We start from the raw sequence: 23,269 nt of genomic DNA on the forward strand, positions 1-23,269 counted from the left end.
CCTCATCAAGGGTCAGGAGGGGGCAGGTCAGGTCCGGGCCGCTTCGAACGCGGTCCAGGCCGCCTCGAACCGGGCAAAGTCGAAATCGGGCGCGCGCGCGGCGTCCAGCACGATGGCTTCGGTGCGTTGCATCTTGGCGATGGCGGCGGGCAGTTCCGGCAGATGGGACTTGGGGATGACCAAAGCGCCGTGCCGATCGGCATGCACCCAGTCGTCCGGCGCAACCGTCAGGCCAAAGACCTGCACCGGGCAGGCAATTTCAGTCACATGGACAAAGGCGTGGCTTGGCCCGATGCCCCCCGCCAGAACCGGAAAGCCAAGGCAAAGATCGCCCAGATCGCGCATCACGCCATTGGTCAGCGCCCCGCACAGGCCAAAGCCCTTGTGGACGGTGGTGTTCAGCTCGCCCCAATAGGCCCCGACGGGCTGCGGGTCGATGTCCTGAACAACCGCCAGCCGCGCGCCCTCGCCCGTGGCCATGTAGCGGTAGTAGTCCATGCGCCGCGCGCGGACCGTCTCGGGCGGGTCGGTCGGCGGCTGGGCGGCGGAAATCCGGGCGGTGCGCGCCTGCCCCACCAGCACGCCCCGCGCGTCCGAGGCCAGAACGCGCCCACGGGTAAAGGCGTCAAAGCCGCGCTTGCCGTCGATCACTTCGATCGCGTTGCACACGGTGGGCGTGTCTACGCGGCGCAAAAGGTCCAGAATGGGCCGCGTGGCCTGATCGGTTAGTCCAGCCATTGGGTCAAAGCCTCCGTCACCGTGTCGGGCTGTTCGAGGGTCGGCAGATGGCCCGCGCCGGGGATCACGCGATAGCGCGCGTGCGGCATCAGCCCCGCCATCAGCGCGTGCCGCTCGACCGGGCAAAGCCGGTCCTGAGCGCCGCACAGGATCAAGGTCGGCCCGGTGTAGCCTTGGAGAACGCCGCATTGGTCCGGGCGCTCGCGCAGGGCGCGGCTCTGGCGGGCAAAGACCTCTGGGCCAAGCTCAGTCGCCATATCAAGGCACAGCGCCTCGATCCCCGCGTCAGCTTGGGCAAGGTAGCGCGGGATGAAGGTATCGCGCATCATGTCCGCCAACTCTCCCCGCTCGGCGCGGGCGATTTGGCCGGCGCGCCCCGCCTGCACCTGCGGCGTTTCGGCCAAGGGATTGGTGTCCATCAACGCAAGGCGCGCCACGCGGCCGGGCGCTTGGCGCAGCACCTCCATCGCCACGATCCCGCCCATGGACAGCCCCGCCAGGGCAAAGACCGGCGGCGCGGTCTCAAGGACATGACGGGCCATGCTCGCGATGCTGTCTTGGGTTGTGAGATCAGCGGCGGATACGGGCCGCTGGCCGCCTAGCGCGCGCATTTGCGGACCAAACAGCCGGTCGTCGCACATCATCCCCGGCAAAAACACCAAAGGCGTCATGCGGCGGTCCACCCACCATCGACCATCAGCGCCGTGCCGGTCACCATCCGCGCCGCATCCGACGCAAGGAACAGCGCCGCGCCCATCAAGTCCTGCACCTCTGCGGGATGGCCGAGAGCGATCTTGGCGTTGATCCAGGCGCGCTTTTCCGGGTCGGCAAAGGTGGGTTCGGTCAGCGGCGTTTTAACGAACGTCGGGCACAGCGTATTGATGCGGATGCCGTCTGCCCCCCACTCCAGCGCCATCGCCTTGACCATGCCTTCGAGCGCGTGTTTCGAGGCGCAATAGACCGCGCGCTCTGGCCCGCCCACGTGGCCCATCTGCGACGAGACATGAATGATCGCACCGCCGCGCCCCTTGGCCTGCAACGCCTTGGCGGCGTTTTGCGACAGGAAATAGGCGGCGCGCAGGTTGACCGCCATGACGTCGTCGAAATCCTGCACGGTGGTGTCGGTGGCCTTGGTGTGGCGCGCAAGCCCCGCGGCATTGATCACCACGTCAAAGGCGTCCGGTCCGTCGAACAGCGCCGCCAGCTGCGTCAGATCGGCGATATCGCAGGGCACCGCCCGAGCCGTCCCGCCCAGCGCGGTGATCTGGTCCACCGCGGCGCGCAACGGGTCAGGCCGCCGCGCAACGCAGGTGACCTCTGCCCCGGCCTCTGCCATGGCGACCGCGCAGCCCAGACCGATGCCAGAGGATGCCCCGGTCACCAGCACGCGGCGACCTGTCAGATCAAACGAAGGCGTGGTCGGAAGCGGTGGCATGGTGGTAAGCCTCTTTTGCATACGATTGCAAGAAGGTGTACGCGCGCACCGAAGCCTTCGCAAGAGATTTTTGCATACGCTTGCATTTTGCCCGGCGCGGGCGTGCCTGACTTGGCCTGAAAGTCGTGAAAACGCGCCTAGCCCGTCACGGGGCCGCGCATCACCACGTTGGAATAGCCGTCCTGGATCACCCGGCTCATCGCCTCTCGAGCGTCGGTCTGCGCCCCCGAGGCGATGGCCGAGACAATCGCGCGGTGGCGCTGCGCCACGCTCTCGCGGCGGTCGGAAAAGTCCCCGACGTGCTCGGACATGAACAGCGAGTATAGCGCGGTCTGCACCAGATCGCCCAGCGACTGCAAAAAGCGGTTGCCCGACAGCCGCAGCACCTGCTTGTGGAATTCATAGTCGGCCACGGCGAAATCGGTGCGGTTGTCCGCCGCCGCCAACCGGTCGCACAGCGCGTGCAGCTCGTCCAGATCCAGCTGGTTCACCCGCCCCGCCGCCTGCGCCGCCGCCGCCGGTTCAAAGATCATGCGGATTTCATACAGCTCTTCGTAAAAGCGCGTCGGATTGCGGGCGGTGGCGTGCCAGCGCAGCACGTCCTCGTCGAACATGTTCCATTCGTCGCCGCGGCGCACATGTGTGCCCACCTTGGCCTTTGACTGGATCAAGCCCTTGGCAATCAGGGTCTTTTTCGCCTCACGGACCACCGTGCGGGACACGCCGAACATCTCGCACAGGTCCGGATCCAGCGGGATCATCGTTTCCGCCGGATACTCGCCCGCGACGATCGACCGGCCAAGCTGGTCCACCACAAAGGCCGTGTGATTGGACGCGCGCTCCGCCCCTGCGCCGCCCGCTGTGACCAGTGTCATGAGAGAGCGGCGGAACCAGTCGCTGTGCGTCGTCTTGCCTGTGCTGCCCTTTTCTGTGCCGCCCACGTCAGTCCTTTCTGTAGGAGGATGAATGCGAACAGCAGCCCTCCGATCACGATTTTGGTCCACCAGCTCGACAGGGTGCCGTCGAACACGATGTAGGTCTGGATCAGCCCCATGATGAGGATGCCAAAGAATGTCCCCGCGACAAAGCCATAGCCGCCCGTCAACAGCGTGCCGCCAATGACCACCGCCGCGATGGCGTCAAGCTCGACGCCCACGGTCGCCAGCGAATAGCCGGCCGAGGTATAAAGCGAGAAGACAATCCCGGAAAGCCCCGCCAGCCCGCCCGACACCGCATAGATGCCAATGGTGGTGCGTGCGACGGGCACCCCCATCAACTTGGCCGCCTGCTCGCCCCCGCCAAGCGCATAGACGTTCTGGCCAAAGCGCGTGCGATGCGCGGTGATGATGCCGACGAGGAAGGTCAGCACCATCAGCCCGCCGATCAGGCGAAAGCGCGCGCCGTCCACCTTCCAGTACAGGCCTTGCAGCGTGTCGTAGAATTCATGCGTGATCGGCACGCTTTCGGTGGACAGCACATAGGCCGCCCCGCGCGCAAGGAACATCCCCGCCAGCGTCACGATAAAGGGCGGCATTTCGAGGTAGTGGATCGTCGCGCCCATGGCCGCGCCAAACCCGGTGGTCAGCGTCAGCACCAGCGCAAAGGCCACAAGCGGATGGATGGACGTATCGCGCAGGATCACCGCAAGGAAGACGCCGGTAAAGGCGATCACCGACCCGATGGACAGATCAATCCCTCCTGACAGGATGACAAAGGTCATACCGACCGCCGCAATCCCCAGAAACGCGTTATCCGTCAGCAGGTTGGCAATCACGCGCCAGGACAGCATCGCCGGGTAGGCAGAGGCGCACAGCGCATAGGCCAGCACAAAGGTCGCCAGCGTGATCAGCAGCGGCAGGTGGGTGGACCGGATCATCGCGCCGCCTCCTCTTGGGTGGAATGGGGGGGCTCGGGCTGGGGCTGCGGGCCGGACGCGCGCAGCAGGTAGATGAAGTTGCCGATGCGCGGCGATTGGATCACGAGGATGCCAAGGATCAAGAGCGCCTTGATCACAAGGTTGAATTCCGGCGGCAGCCCCGACAGCAGGATCACCGAGTTCACCGACTGGATGATCAGCGCGCCAATCAGCGACGCGATGATGGAAAAGCGTCCGCCCAGCAGGGAGTTGCCGCCGATGACCACCGCCAGAATGGCGTCCAGTTCCAGCCACAGCCCGGCGTTGTTGGCGTCCGCGCCCTTGATGTCGGCGGCGACGATGACGCCCGCCAGCGCGGCGCATAGCCCCGACACGAGGTAGACGCAAATCAGCAGCACCCGGCTGTTGATCCCCGCCAGCCGAGACGAGCGTTCGTTGATGCCGATGGCCTCGATCAGCATTCCCAGCGCGGTTTTGCGCACGCCAAAAGTGACAAGAGCGGCAAGCGCCAGCCAGATCAGGATCGGCGTCGGCACGCCCGCCACGGTGCCCGCGCCCAGATGGATCAGGCCGGGATTGTCAAAGGTCAGGATCTTGCCTTCGGTCACCAGCTGCGCAACGCCGCGCCCCGCCACCATCAGCACCAGTGTCGCCACGATGGGTTGGATGCGCAGCACCGCCACCAGAAAGCCGTTCCACAGCCCGCACAGCCCGCCTGCGGCCAAAGCCGCCAGCACCGCCGTGCCCCAGCCATGTCCCTCGACCACCATGGCGGCGGCCACCGCGCCCGCGATGGCCATGACCGCGCCCACCGACAGGTCGATGCCCTTGGTGGCGATCACCAGCGTCATGCCAATGCACAGCAGCGCGACGGGCGCCCCCCGGTTCAGCACGTCGATCAGGTTGCCAAACAGCCGCCCGTTGCGAAAGTCGATCTGAAAGAACTCGGGGAACACCGCCACGTTCAGCGCCAACGCCACGCCAAGGATCAGCAGTTGCGGCATAATGCGCTTGAGAATGGACGGTCGCGGACCAACAGGGGGCGAGCTCATGCGGCATCCTCCGTTGCGATAGCATTGATGATGTTGTCAGGGGTGATCTGATCGCCGGTCAGTTCGCTGACCTGCTCGCGGTCACGCAACACGATGACGCGGGTCGAATAGGCCACCAGTTCCTCCAGCTCGGACGAGGCGACCAGCAGCGCCATGCCGTCGGCGCGCAGCTGTTCAATCAAGGCGATGATCTCGGCGTGGGCGCCCACGTCGATACCGCGCGTCGGCTCGTCGAGGATCAGGAAATCGGGGTTCGTCGCCAGCCAGCGCGCCAGCAGCGCCTTTTGCTGGTTGCCCCCCGACAGCAGCCGGATCGGCATGTCGAGCGAGGCCAGCCGGATGTCCAACGCCCGCACATAGCTTTGCGCGATCTCTTCGATCTTGGCGCGAGGGATGGGACGCATCCAGCCCTGCCGGGCTTGCAACGCGAGGATGATATTGTCGCGCACCGACAGATCCCCCACGATCCCGTCGATCTTGCGATCCTCGGGACACAGGGCAAAGCGATGCGCCACCGCGTCGCGCGGATTTCTAAGGCCGATTTCCCGGCCACGCAGCAAGACTTGGCCATGATCGGCGGGCACCGCACCAAAGATCAGGTTCGCCGTCTCGGTGCGGCCAGAACCGAGCAAACCCGCCAGCCCCACCACCTCACCCTCGCGGATGGTCAGCGAGAAAGGCGCGATCATGCCGCGCTTGCCCAGCCCCTTGATGTCCAGCAGCGTCTTGCCCGGCCTGCCGGTGTCGCGCGTTTTGACCTGCGCTTCTAGCTGGCGGCCCAGCATCATCGTCACCACGTCGCGCTGGGTCACGTCGCGCAGCAGGCATTCGCCCACGACGCGGCCATTGCGCAGCACCGTGGCACGGTCCGAAATCTCGAACACTTGATCCAGAAAATGGGTAATGAAAACAACGGCGAGGCCGCGTGCCTTGACCTGCCGGATCACGCCGAACAGCAGCTGCACCTCGTCGCGGTCAAGGCTGGCGGTCGGCTCGTCAAGGATCAGAACCTTGCCCGACATTTCCACCGCGCGGGCGATGGCCACGACCTGCTGGATGGCCACGGAATAGGCGGTCAGCGGCTCCGCCGGATCAATGTCGAGGCCATAGCCCGCCAGCACGTCGCGCGCCTGCGCGTTCATCCGCCGCCGCGCGATAAAGCCGCGGCGCATGGGCTGCCGCCCCAGGTACAGGTTCTCTGCCACGGTCAGGTTCGGCAGCAGATTGACCTCTTGGTATACGGTGCCGATGCCCAAAAGCTGGCTGTCGGCGGTCGAGCCGGGGGCCACGTCCTGACCGTCCAGCATCAGCGTGCCCGCATCGCGGCGATACGCGCCCGTCAGGCATTTGATCAGCGTCGATTTGCCCGCGCCGTTCTCGCCCAGCAGCGCGTGGACCTCGCCGGGCATCAGCCGCAGATCCACATCGTCCAAGGCAATCGTGCCGGGGAAGAATTTGGATATGCCGCGCGCGTGCAGCACTGGCATCGGGTGGGTGGGGGTGTCTTTCATACGGTGGACCTTATCCGCCGGGGGCTGGTCTGCCTACAGCCGTCACGTGATCGCCGGGCGGGAGGAGAACCGCCCGGCGGAAGGGCCAAGGCTTAGTAGCCGAGGTCCTTCTTTGCGTTGAAGATCGCCAGATTGTCGTCCTTTGCGGTGAACAGCTTGGATTCGGTCTGGATCCACTTGGCCGGCTCTGTGCCGTCCGCCAGATAGGCTTCGAGCGCCTCCAACGCGGGGCCCGCCATGTTCGGCGTTAGCTCGATCGTGGCGTTCATCTCGCCGTCGGCGATGGCCTTATGCGCATCCGGCACCGCGTCGATGGCGACGATCTTGATGTCTTCGCCGGGCTTCAGACCCGCCTCTTTGATCGCCTGAATGGCCCCGACAGCCATGTCGTCGTTATGGGCATAAAGCGCGCAGATATTCTCTCCGCCCTCTGCCTTGAGAAAGCTTTCCATGACCACTTTGCCCTGCGCGCGGGTGAAATCGCCGGTCTGGCTGCGCACGATTTGCAGGTTGTCGTGGCCCGCGATGCCCTGCTCGAACCCCGCCTTGCGGTCGATCGCCGGGGAAGAGCCGGTGGTGCCCTGCAATTCAACGATGCGGCAGTTCGCGCCGTTCATCTCGGACACCAGCCATTCGCCCGCGACCTTGCCTTCGTGCACCAGATCCGAGGTCACGGCGGTCAGGTACAGCGACTTGTCCGCATCCACCGTCCGGTCCAGCAAGACCACGGGGATTTCGGCGTCGGCGGCCTCTTCCAGCACCTCGTCCCAGCCCGTCGCCACCACCGGCGCGATCAGGATCGCATCCACGCCCTGCGCGATAAAGCTGCGCAGCGCCTTGATCTGGTTTTCCTGCTTTTGCTGCGCATCGGCGAATTTCAGGGTGATGCCGCGCTTTTCGGCCTCTTGTTTGGTGACGGTGGTTTCCGCCGCGCGCCAGCCGGATTCCGATCCGATCTGGCTAAAGCCGATGGTCAAGTCTGCGGCAAGAACGGCCATCGGCGCACAAGCGATCACCGACGCCAAAAGCGTTGTTTTCAGTTTCATGATGTCCTCCCTTCGGAGCCACTCCCTGCTCCGTGCGACTCATTAAGTATTATTTTATTAGTTTTGTAAACTCTGCTGTGAGGCTTGACGCGAAAGCGAATTTTTTCATATGTTTTTCAGTTGATTATTATGATCCTCTCGGCCGCTCGGCCCGCTTTGCGTCGTCTCCAGATGGTCCAACACGCTGCCGAATTCAACATAAAGCGCGTGCCGGGTGCGGTCCGCGTCTTGCTCCGGAGCGTTGGTCTCTGCGCCGCCAAGGCGCTTGGGCCGGACAGGACAACCGCTCGATGGTCAGCGCGCATCTTTCTGTCGCCCGAAGAAATGCCCCCGGTCGTCTGGCTTGGCTGGCAAGGAGATGACAGTATCGCGATGGCTGGCTGAGGGAGGCTTGACTGATGGAATGGGAACACCTCCGCACGAAGCAGCCGGAGGTCAAGGGCCTCGCATTGGTTTTTTGGAGCGCCGCCTTTGCTTGAAGCCAAAAGTGATACTAATGAGTAGATGCAGCCGGTGGATACAGTGTGTCGCGACCCGAGGTATTGGGAGTTTTCGATGAACGAAGATGAATTTAGGCAGTGGTTGGAAAGCAAGGGGATGGACCAAGGAGCCGTTTCGTCTCGTTTGAGTTCCGTAAGGCGCGTAAAGCAGGTTGTGGACGATCTCGAAGATTTAGCCATGCACCAAACTCGGGAAGCGTTTCTTCAACCATTCACGTATACGTCCGAAGACAAACGATTGGGAAAGCCAAACCCTTCGCCGCTTTCCTTCTCAAAACGGGCTGACCTATATAACGGTTTGTCAAGCATTCGCACGGCTCTTGGTCACTTTCATGATTTTGTTCACCAGCGCGGGCCATTCGACGGTAAGGTTGGCCGGGCCCAGATCGAAGACGCGATGGATGCCTACGATCAATTTCAGGAGACTGGCGCGCGTAGCGATATCTTCGACGCATTTGGCGAGCCACGCGATTATTGGGTCCGCTCCACGCGTGAACGCAGAAATCGTGTCTATCCAACCAAACCACTGATTGGGTTCATCCTGAACAAGACGAAACTGAACGGTGGTTGGGGAGAGCAGTCGGATGCCGCCGCGCGCCTTCACAACTCCGGTTACATCATCGTCGACCAAAACGATCAGCCCATCGAGCCCGCAGAACGCTACAAACACCTGATGAATGGTGCCGACCGGATCCGGCTTTGCGCCCTGAACTATTTTATCGAACCTGCTCGGGAACAGGCCGCCAGAGAGGTCTCCATCCGCGCACAGGACCTTGCTACGGCGATGGGGCTGAAGGACGTGTTCCCGAACATCTGCCAAGCACTTGGCGGTGGAAAATTTCAAACACTTGCGCAAGTGCCACCGCCTAAGAGCACCGATCCGAACCCAAGCAGCTCGACCGTTTTCACATATACGCTCAATTCCCAGCCGGAGGCGGACCCCGTGACCGACACAAAAAGAAAGCCCTCGCCATCCGCCCTGAACACGATCCTCTACGGCCCGCCGGGGACGGGCAAGACCTACGCCACCTTCCGCAAGGCGGTGGAGATCTGTGACGGCGCGGAGGCGGTTGCCGCGATGGACGGCCCCACGCTGAAGGCGCGCTACACGGAGCTGCGCGAAGCGGGACGGATCGGTTTCGTGACCTTCCACCAGAGCTATTCCTATGAGGAGTTCGTCGAAGGCCTCCGCCCCGAGGGCGGTGCGGGCGAGGCGGGCTTTACCTTGGAGCCAAGGAATGGTGCCTTGCGGGAAATCGCCTCCTTGGCCGCGCTCCATGATTGTCGATCTTCGGACACATCCCTTCTCACGCCTCACGACGCACCGTTTTCGATGGGTGAGCGCGCGGTGTTTAAAGTAGCAATCCAACCGCTGATGGAGACAGCGAACATCGTTGGTAACGATGGCGTGGAGACCGTAGCCCTGACCGGTCAGGCTGGCATGGATCTGAGTGACCCACGCTTCGACCAAAGCGAAGAAATTCTGCAGGCCTACAAGAAGGCCAGCCTTGTTGCCGAGACCGCAAAATGGTCCGAGCGATCGGTCGAAACCGCGAATTGCTTTCGGAACAAGGTCCAAATCGGTGACATCGTCCTGGTCACGAAGAACAATAAACTGATCCAGGCTATTGGCGAAGTCACCGGCCCTTACAGCTACCATGAGGAAGCGCAGGAGGGCGGTTCTCATCGGCGCAATGTGCGGTGGTTGCGGATGGCTCCGCGTGGCATTCCGATCAAGGCGGTCTACGATGGCCGATTGGACAACTGGCCCATTAATCGGCTGGCTGCGCAGCGGATCGACAACAAGGCGCTCGAAGCTCTGATCAACGGCAATGTCAGCGCGGCGGCCGTCGACACGCCCTTCGTCCTCGTCATGGACGAGATCAACCGGGCCAATATCTCCAAGGTCTTCGGCGAGCTCATCACCCTGCTTGAGGAGGACAAGCGCGCCGGGGCGGAGAACGAGGTGGCCGTGCGCCTGCCCTATTCCGGTGACCTCTTTACGCTACCCGCGAACTTGCATTTCCTCGGCACGATGAACACCGCGGACCGCTCCATCGCGCTGCTCGACACCGCGCTGCGCCGCCGGTTTCATTTTGAAGAGACCCCGCCGATGCCGACCCTGCTGGGCAATATCGATGGGATCGACCTGTCGCTGCTACTGACCCGGCTCAACCAGCGGATCGAGTATCTCGTGGATCGAGACCATCTGATCGGCCACGCCTTCTTCATGGGGTGCCAGAGCCGCGCTGATATCGACACCGTCATGCGCCGCAAGGTGCTGCCGCTGCTCGCCGAGTATTTCCACGAGGATTGGGAGCGTATCGTGGCCGTTCTGGGCGGTGAGGCGCAGGGGTTCATCGCGAAGGACACCCTCGATGTGCCCCCCGGTCTGGACCTCGCGATGGACGGGCCGCGCTATCGCTACACCGTGCGCGACACATTCCCCGAAAACGCTTACGCAGGGCTTCAGGCGTGACGCTGCTAACGGTCCGCGAATGGGGCTACGTGGACCTTGGCCCCGAGGCCGCGCTGACCCGCGCGCAGGCGGACGGGTTGCTCGACCTCGCGGACCGTGCCGCGCCTGCGCTCAAGCTGAAGCCCTCCACCGAGGAGGGGGAGAAGATCCTGCTCGATGGCCGTCGCAAGCTGCGGGCTCAGCAGGTGGTTGGCGTGCTGGCGACCAAGAGCGCAACGCTGGAGATCCTGCCCAAGATTGACCGCGACGATGGGGGCGCGCGGGCCGAGCTGATCCACATGCTGGCCGTCGTGCAGGGGCTGGACCTTTCGACGCTGGACCTCGCCGGGATGGACGCCCAGAACCACAGCCTGCTCGAGCTGCTTATGGCCCTCTTTGCCGCTGATCTGCTGAAGCAACTCAGGCGCGGCGCGCCGCATCGCTACAACGAGCAGGACGACGACCTGCGGGCGCTGCGCGGATCGCTCAACGTGGTGCGGCAGTTCTCGACGCTGGCCGGGCGGCAGGATCGCCTCGCTTGCCGCTTTGACGAGCGCACGAACGACACACCGGTCAACCGGCTGCTGCGGGCGGCGACCGTGTTGCTGCTGCGCCTGACCGCCCGGCAAGAGACTCGCAAAACCCTGACCGAGGCGCTGATCCATCTGGACGGCGCTGGCCCCCTGCCCCGAGGTCCGATCAAATTTCCGAACTTTGACCGCAGCACGGCACGCTTTGCGCCTCTGTGTCGCCGCGCGAAACTGTTCCTCGACCATCACTTTCAGACGACGTCTTCAGGCCACGCCGCGGGCATCGCCCTGCTTTTCCGCATGAACGTGTTGTTTGAGGAATGGGTGACGGTGCTGCTCCGCCGCCATCTGACGCCTCAGGGCTGGCAGGTGCAGCCACAGGCGGGCGGGCAGTCGGCGTTGTTCCGCGATGGCACCGGCGTCTTCGCCATGCGGCCAGACCTCGTGCTGCGGCGCGCCAGAAATACTTTTGGAGACCGTGAGACGCATGTACTGGACACCAAGTGGAAGCGGCTCGACGGCCCCGGCGACCCAAAGCGCGGCGTTTCGCAGTCCGACGTCTACCAGATGCTCGCCTACCGCGACGCATGGAAGGCCGACAGCGTAACGCTGATCTACCCGACCAACGGCGCGCTGAGTATCGACCGGCTCCGCACGGCGAATGGCACGCCCTTCACGCTACTGGAGCTGCCGATGGGTGACATACGCGCCGCGGGCCACACCCTGCCTGGCCAGGTCCTCGAGGCCATCGGCGGCGTTACGGTAATGCCTTGAGGTCGGACCGCTGATAGCCCTCTGGTCCACCCCGCTGGATTGGTCTCATTTGATTGTGAGTACAGGATCGGCCTTTGGTCAATCTAGCCTATGGGTTTGGGCAGGCGGTTTTGGCCATCGAGTTTGCGCCATTCCTTCAGCGCCGACATCATCAGCTTGCGCGCACCATTGTGGATGAGGTCTGTCAACTGATCCGGCGAAAATCCTGATGGTTCGGGCAGCGTGGCGATGGTAGTCTGCGACATGTGGCATATCGCTTCCTCGTCTGAGAATTAACGACGCTTTGACACCGCCATGATATGCCAAACCCCTAGGGCATCGCCAACTTTCGCGCGTTACTTAGAGGGGCCAAGTTGCATGCTGTTTGCAACGCCATTGGCCGCCCACTGCGGATGTTTCTGACCGCCGGGCAGGTCAGCGATTATCGCGGTGCCCAAGCCATGTGGGACGCATGGCCTCTGGCCGGATGAAAGACTGGCGGCCGGTCGCAACGCGCTCCGAAAGAAAACCGGTCATTTTCATTTCGGCCATCGCCTTGGCTGCAATCGTCATCTTCTGGCTCTAACAGCTTTTGGCGGAAAGTGATCAATCACGGCTCCGCCGCAGCCCTCGGCTTGGGAGACAAATAGAGAAGAGGTATCGGCGCGGTGGCCTGCGTTCGATTCATTGGCCTTTCGTCGAGTGCCAATCGCAGGCCACGATGCGGCCGACGTGTGCTTTAGCCAGAAGTGTTCCGCAAAGATCTTTTCGCCGAATTCCAACGAAACAAGGCGGTTGGGGGATTTGTCCAGCTCGTCCGAATATTGACTCAGGACCTCAATGTGCTGCGCGTCATCGCCGGTCCGACTGTCACAAAGGTTTCAGACAGCCTTCGCAGGACTGTCAAGAAACGGCCTTAGCAGAAGGCCGTGCAAAATCTGCATAGAGCCAGCCTCAAGGGCCAGGCTTTGCTTTCAATCATACTGTCTTCCCCGGTCGCTGCGAACATCCGGGGCTCGGAGAACAACATGAAACTTTCGCTTATCGGTGGCGCCATTGCGTCGTTTGGTCTGTTTGCCAACGTCGCGCAGGCAGAGACCGAAATTACTTTTTGGCACGCCATGGGCGGGGCTCTGGGTGAGACCGTGAACGCCATCGCCGAGGATTTCAACGCCTCGCAGTCCGAATACAAGCTGACCCCGGTCTTCAAGGGCACCTACGAAGAAACCCTGACTGCGGGCATCGCGGCCTTTCGCGCCGGTGAACAGCCGAACATCCTGCAGGTCTTTGATGCAGGCGCCGCGACGGTGATCGGGGCCAAGGGCGCGACCGTCCCGGTGCAGGACCTGCTACAGGCGAACGGTGTCGATTTTGACATCAACGATTACATCTCTGGCGTGCGCTATTTCTACGCCGACAGCGATGGCAAGATGATCGGGATGCCCTTCAACTCGTCCTCGCCCGTCATGTATTACAACGTTGACGCGCTGGAAGCCGCTGGCGTGACCCCGCCCAAGACTTGGGAAGAGTTCCAGTCCGTGACCGCTCCGGCGCTCAAGGATGCGGGCTATACCGCGCTTGCGCAATCGCACCTGCCGTGGATTTTCACCGAGAACTTCATGTCGCGCCACAACCTGCCGTTCGCCACGAACAACAACGGGTATGACGGCGTCGAAGGCACCAAGATCCTGGTGAACAACGATGCGATCAAGAACCACTTCAAAGCGGTTCAGCAGTGGCAGCAAGACGGTCATTTCGAATGGTTCGGTACCGGCTGGGGCGACAACCAGACCCCGTTCGAAGAAGGCAAGGTCGCGATCTGGCTCGGCTCTTCGGGCTCCTTCGGCGGTTTGTCGCAAAAGGACTTGGGCTTTGACTTCTCCGCCACCTATCTGCCCTACTGGGAAGCGGTGACCACCGAGCCCAAGCAGACCTTTATCGGGGGCGCGTCGCTGTTCGCCATGGCGGGCAAATCCGACGCAGAAAATGAGGCAACCGCCGCGTTTTTTGAATTCCTGACCAAAGCAGAGACGCAGTTCTTCTGGCACAAGGAAACCGGCTACGTTCCGGTCACCACCGCCGCGTATGACTTGGCCAAGGCCGAAGGCTACTACGATGAAGCCCCCGCTGCCGAAGTTGGTATCCAGCAGCTGTCGCTGCCCGCCGGTGACAACACCAAGGGCTACCGCATGGGCTTTTACGTGCAAATCCGTGACGTGATGAACCGCGAATTCGGCCGCATCCTGACCGGCGAGACCGATGTGGACACCGCCTTTGGCAAGATCGAAGACGAGGCCAACGCCCTGCTGGCCCGCTTTGCCAAGACGCAGAACTAAGCGTTCCCCCAACCGGGCGGCGGCTACGGGACACCGTGGCCGCCTGCCGCATTTGACCAACAAGGCTTTCCCATGAAACGTGCCGGGTTCACCACGCACTGGCTGCCGATCCTGCTGCTGATGCCGCAGCTTTCGATCATCATCGTCTTTTTCTACTGGCCCGCCGCCGAGGCGGTGCAGTCGTCCTTTTATCTCGAAGATCCGTTCGGTTTTGGCTCCACCTTCGTCGGGCTGGAGAATTACACCGACCTCGCGGGCAACGCCGAATATCGCCGCATTGCCTGGTTCACGGTGATCTTCACCGCGCTCGTTACGTTCTTTTCGCTGGCGCTCGCGTTGTTGCTTGCGGTCAAGGCGGACAAGGTGATCCGGGGCGCGCGCAGCTATCGCACGCTGATCATGTGGGTCTATGCCGTCGCCCCGCCGGTTGCGGGCTTTGTCGGCGTGATGCTGTTCAACCAAAGCTGGGGGCCGCTGACACGAGCCTTCCAATCCCTCGGCCACGATTTCGTGCTGGGGGTGAACTACTCTGACACCGCCTTTGCCATGGTGCTGGTCTCGGTCTGGAAACAGGTCCCGGTCAATTTCATCTTTTTCCTATCGGGGCTGCAATCCATTCCGAAATCCGTGCGTGAAGCCGCCCTGATCGACAATCGCAGCGCCTCGGGGCGGTTCTGGGACGTGACCTTTCCGCTGCTTGCGCCCACCGGGTTCTTTTTGCTGATCATCAACATCACCTATGCGCTGTTCGACACCTTTGGCGTGATCGACACGCTGGTCAAAGGCGAGCCGGGCAACAACCCCATGACGCTGGTCTACAAGGTCTATGTGGATGGCTTCCGGGGCAATGATCTAGGCGGATCGTCGGCACAGTCGGTCATCTTGATGGTGCTGGTCCTTGCACTGACGGTCTTTCAGTTCCGGCTGGTCGAACGCCGGATTCATTACACCTAAAGGGGGCCGCCATGCTCAAACGCTCTAAACTCAGCGCGATTTTGGATCATGCCATCCTGATCCTTGGGGCGCTGTTCATGCTGGTGCCGCTGCTCATGGTGCTGCAAATCACCACCATGCCCGATGTCGAGGTCATCAAGCACGGCCCCAGCTTTCAGATCGGCGATCAGTTCGACGACAACCTGAAAAAGGCCATGCTGGAGGCGTCCGGCTTTTCCGGCGAAAACACCGGTGTGAACATGCTCAAGAACAGTTTTGTCCTTGGGATCGGCTTTGCGGTGGGCAAGATCGTGATCGGCATGATGGCCGCCTATGCCATCGTCTACTTTCGCCTGAAATTCGCCACGCTGGCCTTTTGGGTGATCTTTACCACGCTGCTTTTGCCGCTCGAAGTCCGCATCTTGCCATCCTACGAGATCGTCCAGCGACTTGGGATGCTGAACACCTATCAGGGTCTGATCGTGCCGCTAATCGCCTCGGCCACCGCGACCTTCTTTTTCAGGCAGTTCTTTCGCTCCGTCCCCGAAGAGCTGATAGAAGCCGCCCGCATCGACGGTGCCGGGCCTATAAAATTTTTCGTCGATATCCTTGTGCCGCTGTCGCAGACGATGATCGCGGCGATGTTCATCATCATGTTCGTCTACGGTTGGAACCAATACCTTTGGCCCACGATGATCACCACCGAAGAAGGCATGTTCACCCTCGTGCGCGGGATCAAGCAGATCACCCAAGTGATGGAGGGCAACCGCATCCCCGAATATGGCCGCGCCAACGTTTTGGCCATCATCGCGATCATCCCGCCGGTCTTTGTGGTGATCTTTTTCCAGAGCTGGTTCGTCAAGGGTTTGACTGAATCCGATAAATAACAATGCAGGACAAAAAGATGGCTCAGGTTTCGCTGAACTCTATTCGCAAGGTCTATCCCAATGGCTTCGAGGCGGTGACCCCGTCGAGCTTTGACATCAAGGACGGCGAGTTCGTCGTGCTGGTCGGCCCTTCCGGCTGCGGCAAGTCTACGCTGCTGCGCATGATCGCCGGTCTCGAAGACATCACCAGCGGCGATCTGCATATTGCGGGACGGCAGGTGAACCACGTCGATCCCGCCGACCGCGATATCGCGATGGTGTTCCAGAATTACGCGCTATACCCGCACATGACTGTGCGCCGGAACATCGGCTACGGGCTGAAGAACCGCAAGACGCCCAAGGCAGAGATCGACCGCAAGGTCGAAGAGGCTGCGGCCTTGCTCAATCTATCGGATTATCTCGACCGCAAGCCCTCGCAGCTGTCAGGCGGCCAACGCCAGCGCGTCGCCATGGGCCGCGCCATCGTCCGCGATCCGGCATTGTTCCTATTCGACGAGCCGCTGTCGAATCTGGACGCCAAACTGCGCAACCAGATGCGGATAGAGATCAAGGCGCTGCAAAAGCGGCTTGGCGTGACGTCGATTTACGTGACCCATGATCAGGTCGAAGCCATGACCATGGCAGACCGGATCGTCGTGCTGAACGCCGGGCGGATCGAACAGATCGGCACCCCTTCCGAGATTTATCATTCGCCCGCCTCGACCTTTGTCGCCTCTTTCATGGGCGCGCCGCCGATGAATTTGGTTCAGGCGCAGTTTCAGGACGGAGCGGTGCGGCTCCCCTGCGGCACAGCCGTGTTGGATGCCCCAACGTCGCGCCGCGGCCCGATTACCTTGGGTATCAGGCCCGAGGATGTGCGTCTTGGGCAGGGGCAAACCGCCTTTGACGTGCATTTGGTCGAGGAACTTGGGGCGCATCGGCTGTTGCATGGTCAGATCGCGGGCCAGCCATTCACCGCGCATGTGGTGAAGGACACGATCGCCTCGCCCGGTGCACATGTGGTCGACCTGCCACGCGCGGCGCTGGCCCTGTTCGATACCCAGACCGGAGCCCGCCTGTGACCGCTCTATTGCCCGGGCATCACCCGTCCGAGATCACCACCGTCGCAGCGCTGCCGCAGGTCACCAAGGCCGAGCGTCTGCGGCTGTTGACGGATGAACGCAACACGGCCGTCCATCGCGATATGATGACCATGGTTCCGGCCATGAAGATGGTGCAGGTCGGCGGCACGGCCTCCGCCGACAGTTTGCCCAAGACGCTGTCGGTTGTCGCATGGAACGTCGAGCGGTGCCTGTTTCCCGAAGAGAGCGCAGCGCATCTTGCGCCGCACGCGCCCGATATCGTGCTGCTTTCCGAGGTGGATCACGGCATGGCCCGCACCAAGCAGCGCCACACCACTGCCGATTTTGCCGAAGCGATGGGCATGGCCTATGCGTTTGGTGTGGAGTTTCATGAGTTGGATCTTGGCGGCCCGACCGAGCGGAAATTCTGCGACGACGATTTCAATGCCCTTGGCTGGCATGGCAATGCCATCCTGTCGCGTGTGCCGTTTTCGCGCGTCACGCTGATCCGCCTTGACGTTCATGGGCATTGGTTTGCCGCCGAAGCCGGCGCGGATCCCGAACAACCCCGCCTTGGCGGACGCATGGCGCTTGCCGCCGTGGTCGAGACCAAAGCCGGACCGCTGTGCGTGGTCTCGACCCATCTCGAAAGCAATGCCGATGGTGCTCATCGTGCGCGCCAGATGGAGGCGCTGCTTGACGGGATAGAGGCGTTCGCACCGGATATGCCGGTGCTGATTGGCGGCGACCTCAACACGGGCAATCATTGCCCGCCGGATTTTGACTGGCGCGGCGAGGCGTTGTTCGCGATGACCGAGGCGCGCGGCTATGCCTGGGGCTTCACCGCCGATGGCATGACGACGCGGCCCAGCCTGATCACGCCGCATCCAATGCGGGTGATGAAGCTGGACTGGCTTGCAGGCCGGGGGCTTGAGCCTTTGAGCAAGGCGGTCATTTCGTCGATCTCGCAGAGCGGCACGCCGCTGTCCGACCATGACGCTGTCTGGTGCGAATGTGCTGTTTTGGCGTCGCGTTGAAGGTCCGATGCTTTGCAGGTCACATTCTGTCAGCGGGAATTGTGCGCCATCAAGTCCCGCAGAGCGAGCGCCGCTGCTTCTTGCTTGACCGGGCCAAAGCCACGCACCGCGGTGACAGACCCGAGCAGGGCCACAGCCTCGGGCAGGCTCTCTTTGGTCAACCTGTCCGCCAGCTTGCCGATCAGATCGCGATACGCGGCGATCAAGGCACGTTCCATGCGCCGTTCTTCAGTCTGGCCGAATGGGTCGAACGCCGTCCCGCGTAGGCGTTTGCCCTGGGCAAGCAGCCGCATTGCGGGGCGGATCCATGGGCCAAAGGCGCGTTTGCGCGGGCGCCCGCGGGCGTCCTTGCCGGGCAGCATCGGCGGGGCAAGGTGGTGGGTCACGGTGAAGTCACCGTCGAAGCGGTCCTTCAGCCCCTCGAGAAAGCCCATCTGGGTATGCAGGCGGGCGACCTCGTATTCGTCCTTGTAGGACATCAGTTTGAACAGACCGGTCATCGCGGCCTCGGTCAGCGGGCCGGGGGTGCCGCTCACGCGGGTCTCGGCCAGGCGAATGCGATCAACCTCTGTTCGATAGGTCTTGGCCCATCCGGCGTCTTGGTAGTCGGTCAGAAAGGCCGCGCGCCGCGCGATCTGTTCGTCCAACGTCTGAGCGGCAGGAGCGGTCAGCCCAGCGGCGTCCTCGACGGCGGCGCGGTCCAACACCGCGATCCGACCCCAAGCAAAAGCCCGCTTGTTCAGGTCAGGCTTTACCCCGTTCAGGTCGATCGCCCGCGTCAGCGCGTCCAGCGACAGCGGCACCAACCCCGCCTGCCAGGCTGCGCCCAGCATCATCACATTGGCAAAGACCGTCTCGCCCAGCAGCGCCTCTGACAGGGCGTTGGCGTCGAGCGTGTTCACGCCCCCGGTCGCCGCCGCGATGGCCTCGAGCCGCGTCCCTGCATTCAGATCGGCGTCACGGTTCTGGACCAGATCGCCGGTCGGCATCGCGGCGGTGTTCACCACGCCGCGGGTGCCGGGGTGGAAGGTCTGCGAGGCTTTGGGCGAGGAACTGACCACCATGTCGCAGCCAATCAGCGCATCCGCCGAGGCCGGTTCGACCCGGACCTGGTTCACTTCTGTCGCCTCCCGCGCCATGCGGATGTAGCTGATGACCGGGCCGAATTTCTGTGCAAAGCCCATGAAGTCCAGCACGCTCGCGCCCTTGCCCTCGAGGTTGGCGGCCATGGCGATCAGCTGGCCTACGGTGACGACTCCCGTGCCGCCGACGCCCGTGACAACAATGTCCCAAGGCTGGTCCAAGGGCGGCATGACCGGCTGATGGAGCGTTTTCGACAGGCGGTCAAAGGCCGCCTCACCGCGCTGCGCCCCCTTTTTCAACGTCGCCCCTTCGACGGTGACAAAGCTGGGGCAGAAGCCGTTTACGCAGGTAAAGTCCTTGTTGCAGGTGTTGAGGTTGATCTTGCGCTTGCGGCCAAACTCTGTCTCCAGCGGCTCGACGCTGAGGCAGTTGGATTCCACGGAACAATCGCCGCAGCCCTCGCAGACCAGCGGATTGATGACCGCGAATTTCTTGGGGTCGTCCATGCGACCACGCTTGCGCAGGCGTCGTTTTTCGGTGGCGCAGGTCTGCTGGTAGATCAACACCGTCGTTCCCGGAATATCGCGCAACTCGCGCTGCACGGCATCCAGATCGCGGCGATGATACGCTTGAACCCCCGCGATCTTTGGCAGCGCCTCGGGCTGGTCCGACACCATGACGACGCGTTTTGCGCCCTCGGCCAGCACCGAGCGGGCAATCGCCTCGACCGAGATCGGCCCGTCCACGGTTTGCCCGCCGGTCATCGCCACGGCGTCATTGAACAGGATCTTGAAGGTGATGTTGGTCTTCGCCGCAATCGCCTGCCGCACCGCCAGCGAACCCGAGTGGTAATAGGTCCCCTCGCCAAGGTTCTGAAAGACGTGTCGGTTGCCGTTGAACTGCGCGCGGGCCACCCAATTCACGCCTTCGCCGCCCATCTGGATCAGCGAGGTGGTGTTGCGCCCCATCCACGAGGCCATGAAGTGACAGCCGATCCCGGCAAAAGCCTGCGACCCCTCGGGCACCTTGGTCGAGGAATTGTGCGGGCAGCCAGAGCAGAAATAAGGCGTGCGCGTCGCGCCGGGCACGGTGATCGGCTGCGGCGGCGTGGCAGAGGCATCAAGATCGGCAATCCCGTTCTGGCGCAGTCGGTCGGCGATGTGCCGCGCCAGCATCACCGGGCCAAGCTCGGACGTCCAAGGGATCAGCCGCTTGCCGGTCTCGTCGCGCTTGCCGACCATGCGGCGCGGTTTGTGACCGGGAAAGTCGTAGAAATACTCCTTGAGCTGGCTTTCGATGATGCCGCGCTTTTCCTCGATGACCAGCAGCTCATCCTTACCTTCAGCGAAGGCCAGCGCGCCCTCGTGCTCGAGCGGCCAGACCATGCCGACCTTATACAGGTCGACCCCCAGTTCGGCGGCGCGTGTCTGGTCGATGCCCAGCAGCCGCAAAGCCTCTAGCACGTCCAGATGCGCTTTGCCCGTGGTCACGATGCCAAAGCGCGCCGCGTGCCCCCATTCGGCGCGGTCGATGGGGTTGGCACGGGCAAAGGCCATGACGGCGTTTTTCTTGTGCTCCAGCCGCGCTTCGATCTGCGGGCCGGGGAGGTCGGGCCAGCGGTAGTGCAATCCGTCTTGCGGCGCCTCGAACTCCGGCTTCGCAAAGGCCCGGTCGGGTTGCAGGTCAAAGGACATGCCGCTCTCAACCGTCTCTGAGATCGCCTTGAAGCCGACCCACATCCCCGAGAAGCGGGACAGCGCATAGCCCCACTCGGCGAAGGGCAGGAATTCCGCCACGTTGGACGGGTTCAGCACCGGCATAAAGAAGTTCATGAAGGCGACATCGGACTGGTGTGACATGGACGACGACACGCAGCCATGGTCATCCCCCGCAACCACCAGCACGCCGCCATGGGGCGACGACCCGTAGGCATTGCCGTGTTTCAGCGCATCACCCGCCCGGTCGACGCCCGGCCCCTTGCCGTACCACAGGCCAAAGACCGCATCGCAGGTCTTGTGCGGATCGCTTTCGACCTGCTGCGTGCCGATCATCTGCGTCGCGCCGAATTCCTCGTTCACCGCCGGCAAAAAGGTCACGCCCGCCTCCTCGACCAGCTTGGCGTTGCGCCCGATTTCCAAGTCGATCCCGCCCACCGGCGAGCCGCGATAGCCCGAGACGTAGCCGCGTGTATCGAGGCCCCGCGCCCGGTCCCGCCGCGCCTGATCAAGTGCGATGCGCACGATGGCCTGCGTGCCGGTCATAAAGACGCGGCCTTTGGTTTTCGTGTAGCGGTCGGTGAGCGCGTAATCGCGCAGGATCGGGGTCTGGTCGGTCATGGTGGTTCTCCTCGTCGCCAAGGATCGCGCACCAAGGGTGAAAAGGGCTTTCAACCTTGCGTCAGGCGGGGCAAGATTTGATCCAATTATTTCTCAAAGCGGTAAAATATGAACGATACACATCATCTATCCGACGCCGAAGCTAAACTTCTTGCGATACTGCAACGCGATGCCTCGGCCAGCGTAGCCGAGATGGCAGAGGCGACCAACGCCTCGCCCGCCACTGTCTGGCGGCGCATCCGTGCGCTCGAGGAGCGCGGCGTCATTGGTCCGCCGGTTCGGTTGGTCGACCCGGCAAAGGTCGGCCGCGGCATGGATGTCTACTGCCAAGTGCGCATGAAGGCGCAGGACGCGCCGTCTCGCGCTGCTTTTCAACGCGCGGTGGACGCGGAACCGGCGATCCTCGAGGTCTACTCGGTGACCGGCGAATGGGACTACATGCTGCACATGGTGGTCCGCGACATCGCGGATTTTGAAGCCATCCTCATGCGCCGCCTGCTTGAACTCGACTGCGTAGCGGGCACCTCGACGATCTTCGCGCTGCGCCGGATCAAGCACACCCGCGAGGTGCCGCTCTAGCCGTCCCGCCCTGTCTGATCGGGAGCTCTACGGTTGAATTCGGCGGCAGCGAAGTCGAGCTCATCGACAAAGGCATCAATCACCCGAACGGGATGATCCTTACCAATCCGGGCCTCCAGACGATCCGGAAACATGGTCGCCTGTTCCCGGTCTACTCCCTCGATATAGCCAGACATTCCAGCCTCTACCTGATAGAGTCAGCGTTGCCGAACTCCGCGTTTCCACACAGTCTCACCCCGAAGCTGCCGTTTGGGGGCATGGCCACACGCGGTGTTGCAATTTTTCCAAACCGGCCATTCGACACGCCGCGCATCATTCTTTTCGACTGAACTGCTGAACTGCGGGACAAAGCTAGCTTTCGCGGCAGTTGTGCCAATGTCGCCAACCGAGTTTGGTTCCGTGCTTTTTCCGCGGTTCTGACGCATCCCCACCTCTTGCAACGCACAGGACCCATACACTTGACAGACCGGCCGGATCTTGTGCAGCTGGGCTCGGAAGAGCGCAACCTGGGGAATATCGGTCAAAGTGATCTTTCCAAAATAATTGGCACACCACACCCGTTTTGCTGAAGTTGCATAAGTTCATTTCGTCACCACGAGTTCCTTAATATGTCATCCTTCAAACCCGCACTGATCCTGCGCCCCACGCCGGCCGCCGAGACCGGCGCGCACACGCCACATTTCGCCGGAGGGGATCCGCGCATGCCCGAGGACATGCCCTAGCCCGAGGATCCGAGTTGTGGGGGGCGCTCAGCTTTCTGATGCAGCTGGACCTGTCCCTGAACCGCCCCGCTTTTGCCGGAGGCTGATTACTCAGCTTCAGGCGACTTTATCGAACTCATTACGCTGTTGATAGAACTTCTCCTCGGCTTCTGCTGGCGGGATGTTTCCGATGGGTGAGGAGGATCAGGAAATGATCCGGGGGATCATTTTGCCGACGCAAGGCAGGCGGCGGTTGTTGAACCAATCGACCCATTTCAAGGTTTCCCATTCGACAGCGTCCGCGGTTTTCCATGGGCCTATCGGGTGGATGACCTCGGCTTTGAACAATGGAAGGGGACCGTGGCCCCAGTGGGGCCGCGAAAGCCCCTGGAATGATGATGGTTTCCGCCAGGGCGT

Annotated in this window: 18 protein-coding genes and 3 pseudogenes; 9 read left to right on the plus strand and 12 right to left on the minus strand. The window is 62.4% G+C overall.

Translation table 11 applies throughout. The annotated features are described in order from the left end of the window. Positions 1-27 precede the first annotated feature (27 nt). From B9A11_RS19620 to ytfQ, 8 genes are all read right to left on the minus strand, one after another. Complete coding sequence (locus B9A11_RS19620; RefSeq protein ID WP_058249123.1) at positions 28-738, minus strand: RraA family protein; 711 nt, start codon at positions 736-738, stop codon at positions 28-30. Beyond that, positions 726-1,409: an alpha/beta fold hydrolase gene (locus B9A11_RS19625; protein WP_058249179.1), complete on the minus strand. Its 684-nt coding sequence runs from the start codon at positions 1,407-1,409 to the stop codon at positions 726-728. The genes B9A11_RS19620 and B9A11_RS19625 overlap by 13 nt, the downstream gene beginning before the upstream one ends. Then, positions 1,406-2,173, minus strand: a complete 768-nt coding sequence (locus tag B9A11_RS19630; protein ID WP_058249122.1) for an SDR family NAD(P)-dependent oxidoreductase — start codon at positions 2,171-2,173, stop codon at positions 1,406-1,408. The genes B9A11_RS19625 and B9A11_RS19630 overlap by 4 nt, the downstream gene beginning before the upstream one ends. A 137-nt stretch (positions 2,174-2,310) precedes the next feature. Continuing rightward, on the minus strand, positions 2,311-3,048 hold the full coding sequence (locus tag B9A11_RS19635) for a FadR/GntR family transcriptional regulator (protein WP_058249121.1): 738 nt from the start codon (positions 3,046-3,048) through the stop codon (positions 2,311-2,313). After that, positions 3,045-4,049: a galactofuranose ABC transporter, permease protein YjfF gene (yjfF, locus tag B9A11_RS19640; protein ID WP_200807325.1), complete on the minus strand. Its 1,005-nt coding sequence runs from the start codon at positions 4,047-4,049 to the stop codon at positions 3,045-3,047. The genes B9A11_RS19635 and yjfF overlap by 4 nt, the downstream gene beginning before the upstream one ends. Continuing rightward, positions 4,046-5,101 (minus strand): ABC transporter permease, encoded by a 1,056-nt coding sequence (locus tag B9A11_RS19645; RefSeq protein WP_058249120.1) that lies wholly within the window; start codon positions 5,099-5,101, stop codon positions 4,046-4,048. Before B9A11_RS19645 ends, yjfF begins: the two co-directional genes overlap by 4 nt. Beyond that, positions 5,098-6,612 (minus strand): sugar ABC transporter ATP-binding protein, encoded by a 1,515-nt coding sequence (locus B9A11_RS19650; protein ID WP_058249119.1) that lies wholly within the window; start codon positions 6,610-6,612, stop codon positions 5,098-5,100. Before B9A11_RS19650 ends, B9A11_RS19645 begins: the two co-directional genes overlap by 4 nt. A 92-nt stretch (positions 6,613-6,704) precedes the next feature. Continuing rightward, positions 6,705-7,658, minus strand: a complete 954-nt coding sequence (ytfQ, locus tag B9A11_RS19655; protein ID WP_058249118.1) for a galactofuranose ABC transporter, galactofuranose-binding protein YtfQ — start codon at positions 7,656-7,658, stop codon at positions 6,705-6,707. A 555-nt stretch (positions 7,659-8,213) separates the two neighbouring features. Here ytfQ and B9A11_RS19665 point away from each other — a divergent pair. Both B9A11_RS19665 and B9A11_RS19670 read left to right on the plus strand, forming a co-directional pair. Beyond that, the gene (locus tag B9A11_RS19665) at positions 8,214-10,637 is read left to right on the plus strand and encodes an AAA family ATPase (RefSeq protein WP_200807326.1); all 2,424 of its coding nucleotides are present in this window, start codon (positions 8,214-8,216) and stop codon (positions 10,635-10,637) included. Beyond that, a complete protein-coding gene (locus tag B9A11_RS19670) occupies positions 10,634-11,920 on the plus strand; it encodes an McrC family protein (protein WP_058249115.1) in 1,287 nt (428 codons plus the stop codon). Before B9A11_RS19665 ends, B9A11_RS19670 begins: the two co-directional genes overlap by 4 nt. 83 nt (positions 11,921-12,003) lie before the next feature. Here the strand turns inward: B9A11_RS19670 and B9A11_RS21495 are convergent, their stop codons facing one another. After that, a complete protein-coding gene (locus B9A11_RS21495; protein ID WP_159452532.1) occupies positions 12,004-12,165 on the minus strand; it encodes a hypothetical protein in 162 nt (53 codons plus the stop codon). A 105-nt stretch (positions 12,166-12,270) separates the two neighbouring features. Between B9A11_RS21495 and B9A11_RS22360 the strand changes: the two are divergent. The 6 genes and pseudogenes from B9A11_RS22360 to B9A11_RS19695 form a co-directional block, all read left to right on the plus strand. Then, positions 12,271-12,485 (plus strand): annotated as a pseudogene (locus B9A11_RS22360) (hypothetical protein); the annotation flags it as partial. Between the two features lie 442 nt (positions 12,486-12,927). Next, positions 12,928-14,235 carry an extracellular solute-binding protein gene (locus B9A11_RS19675; protein WP_058249114.1) on the plus strand — a complete coding sequence of 436 codons (1,308 nt, stop codon included), beginning with the start codon at positions 12,928-12,930 and terminating at the stop codon, positions 14,233-14,235. Between the two features lie 72 nt (positions 14,236-14,307). Further along, entirely contained in the window at positions 14,308-15,189 is an 882-nt protein-coding gene (locus B9A11_RS19680; protein WP_058249113.1) for an ABC transporter permease subunit, read from the plus strand. A gap of 11 nt (positions 15,190-15,200) precedes the next feature. Continuing rightward, positions 15,201-16,055 (plus strand): ABC transporter permease subunit, encoded by an 855-nt coding sequence (locus tag B9A11_RS19685; protein ID WP_058249112.1) that lies wholly within the window; start codon positions 15,201-15,203, stop codon positions 16,053-16,055. Positions 16,056-16,072: 17 nt separating this feature from the next. Further along, positions 16,073-17,116 (plus strand): ABC transporter ATP-binding protein, encoded by a 1,044-nt coding sequence (locus B9A11_RS19690; RefSeq protein WP_058249177.1) that lies wholly within the window; start codon positions 16,073-16,075, stop codon positions 17,114-17,116. Beyond that, entirely contained in the window at positions 17,113-18,153 is a 1,041-nt protein-coding gene (locus B9A11_RS19695; RefSeq protein WP_234988912.1) for an endonuclease/exonuclease/phosphatase family protein, read from the plus strand. Before B9A11_RS19690 ends, B9A11_RS19695 begins: the two co-directional genes overlap by 4 nt. A 29-nt stretch (positions 18,154-18,182) precedes the next feature. On the opposite strand, the gene B9A11_RS19700 is transcribed toward B9A11_RS19695, so the two are convergent. After that, a complete protein-coding gene (locus tag B9A11_RS19700; RefSeq protein WP_058249111.1) occupies positions 18,183-21,572 on the minus strand; it encodes an indolepyruvate ferredoxin oxidoreductase family protein in 3,390 nt (1,129 codons plus the stop codon). A 108-nt stretch (positions 21,573-21,680) separates the two neighbouring features. Between B9A11_RS19700 and B9A11_RS19705 the strand changes: the two genes are divergently transcribed. After that, positions 21,681-22,151, plus strand: coding sequence for an Lrp/AsnC family transcriptional regulator (locus B9A11_RS19705; protein WP_058249110.1), 471 nt, complete (start codon positions 21,681-21,683; stop codon positions 22,149-22,151). Here B9A11_RS19705 and B9A11_RS19710 read toward each other — a convergent pair. Further along, positions 22,151-22,327: pseudogene (locus tag B9A11_RS19710) on the minus strand (IS5/IS1182 family transposase); the annotation flags it as partial. The gene B9A11_RS19705 and the pseudogene B9A11_RS19710 overlap by 1 nt on opposite strands. Before the next feature lie 642 nt (positions 22,328-22,969). After that, positions 22,970-23,200, minus strand: a pseudogene (locus B9A11_RS22365) (hypothetical protein); the annotation flags it as partial. Between the last annotated feature and the right edge of the window lie 69 nt (positions 23,201-23,269).

The sequence above is a fragment of the Tropicibacter naphthalenivorans genome, from assembly GCF_900176475.1.
In the GTDB taxonomy this organism is placed as follows: domain Bacteria; phylum Pseudomonadota; class Alphaproteobacteria; order Rhodobacterales; family Rhodobacteraceae; genus Tropicibacter; species Tropicibacter naphthalenivorans.

Bases quoted from the DNA above. Each gene is read 5' to 3' on its own strand.
- B9A11_RS19620 (WP_058249123.1), bottom strand. From the start codon at position 738: ATGGCTGGACTAACCGATCAGGCCACGCGGCCCATTCTGGACCTTTTG.
- B9A11_RS19625 (WP_058249179.1), bottom strand. From the start codon at position 1,409: ATGACGCCTTTGGTGTTTTTGCCGGGGATGATGTGCGACGACCGGCTG.
- B9A11_RS19630 (WP_058249122.1), bottom strand. From the start codon at position 2,173: ATGCCACCGCTTCCGACCACGCCTTCGTTTGATCTGACAGGTCGCCGC.
- B9A11_RS19635 (WP_058249121.1), bottom strand. From the start codon at position 3,048: ATGACACTGGTCACAGCGGGCGGCGCAGGGGCGGAGCGCGCGTCCAAT.
- yjfF (WP_200807325.1), bottom strand. From the start codon at position 4,049: ATGATCCGGTCCACCCACCTGCCGCTGCTGATCACGCTGGCGACCTTT.
- B9A11_RS19645 (WP_058249120.1), bottom strand. From the start codon at position 5,101: ATGAGCTCGCCCCCTGTTGGTCCGCGACCGTCCATTCTCAAGCGCATT.
- B9A11_RS19650 (WP_058249119.1), bottom strand. From the start codon at position 6,612: ATGAAAGACACCCCCACCCACCCGATGCCAGTGCTGCACGCGCGCGGC.
- ytfQ (WP_058249118.1), bottom strand. From the start codon at position 7,658: ATGAAACTGAAAACAACGCTTTTGGCGTCGGTGATCGCTTGTGCGCCG.
- B9A11_RS19665 (WP_200807326.1), top strand. From the start codon at position 8,214: ATGAACGAAGATGAATTTAGGCAGTGGTTGGAAAGCAAGGGGATGGAC.
- B9A11_RS21495 (WP_159452532.1), bottom strand. From the start codon at position 12,165: ATGTCGCAGACTACCATCGCCACGCTGCCCGAACCATCAGGATTTTCG.
- B9A11_RS19675 (WP_058249114.1), top strand. From the start codon at position 12,928: ATGAAACTTTCGCTTATCGGTGGCGCCATTGCGTCGTTTGGTCTGTTT.
- B9A11_RS19680 (WP_058249113.1), top strand. From the start codon at position 14,308: ATGAAACGTGCCGGGTTCACCACGCACTGGCTGCCGATCCTGCTGCTG.
- B9A11_RS19685 (WP_058249112.1), top strand. From the start codon at position 15,201: ATGCTCAAACGCTCTAAACTCAGCGCGATTTTGGATCATGCCATCCTG.
- B9A11_RS19690 (WP_058249177.1), top strand. From the start codon at position 16,073: ATGGCTCAGGTTTCGCTGAACTCTATTCGCAAGGTCTATCCCAATGGC.
- B9A11_RS19700 (WP_058249111.1), bottom strand. From the start codon at position 21,572: ATGACCGACCAGACCCCGATCCTGCGCGATTACGCGCTCACCGACCGC.
- B9A11_RS19705 (WP_058249110.1), top strand. From the start codon at position 21,681: ATGAACGATACACATCATCTATCCGACGCCGAAGCTAAACTTCTTGCG.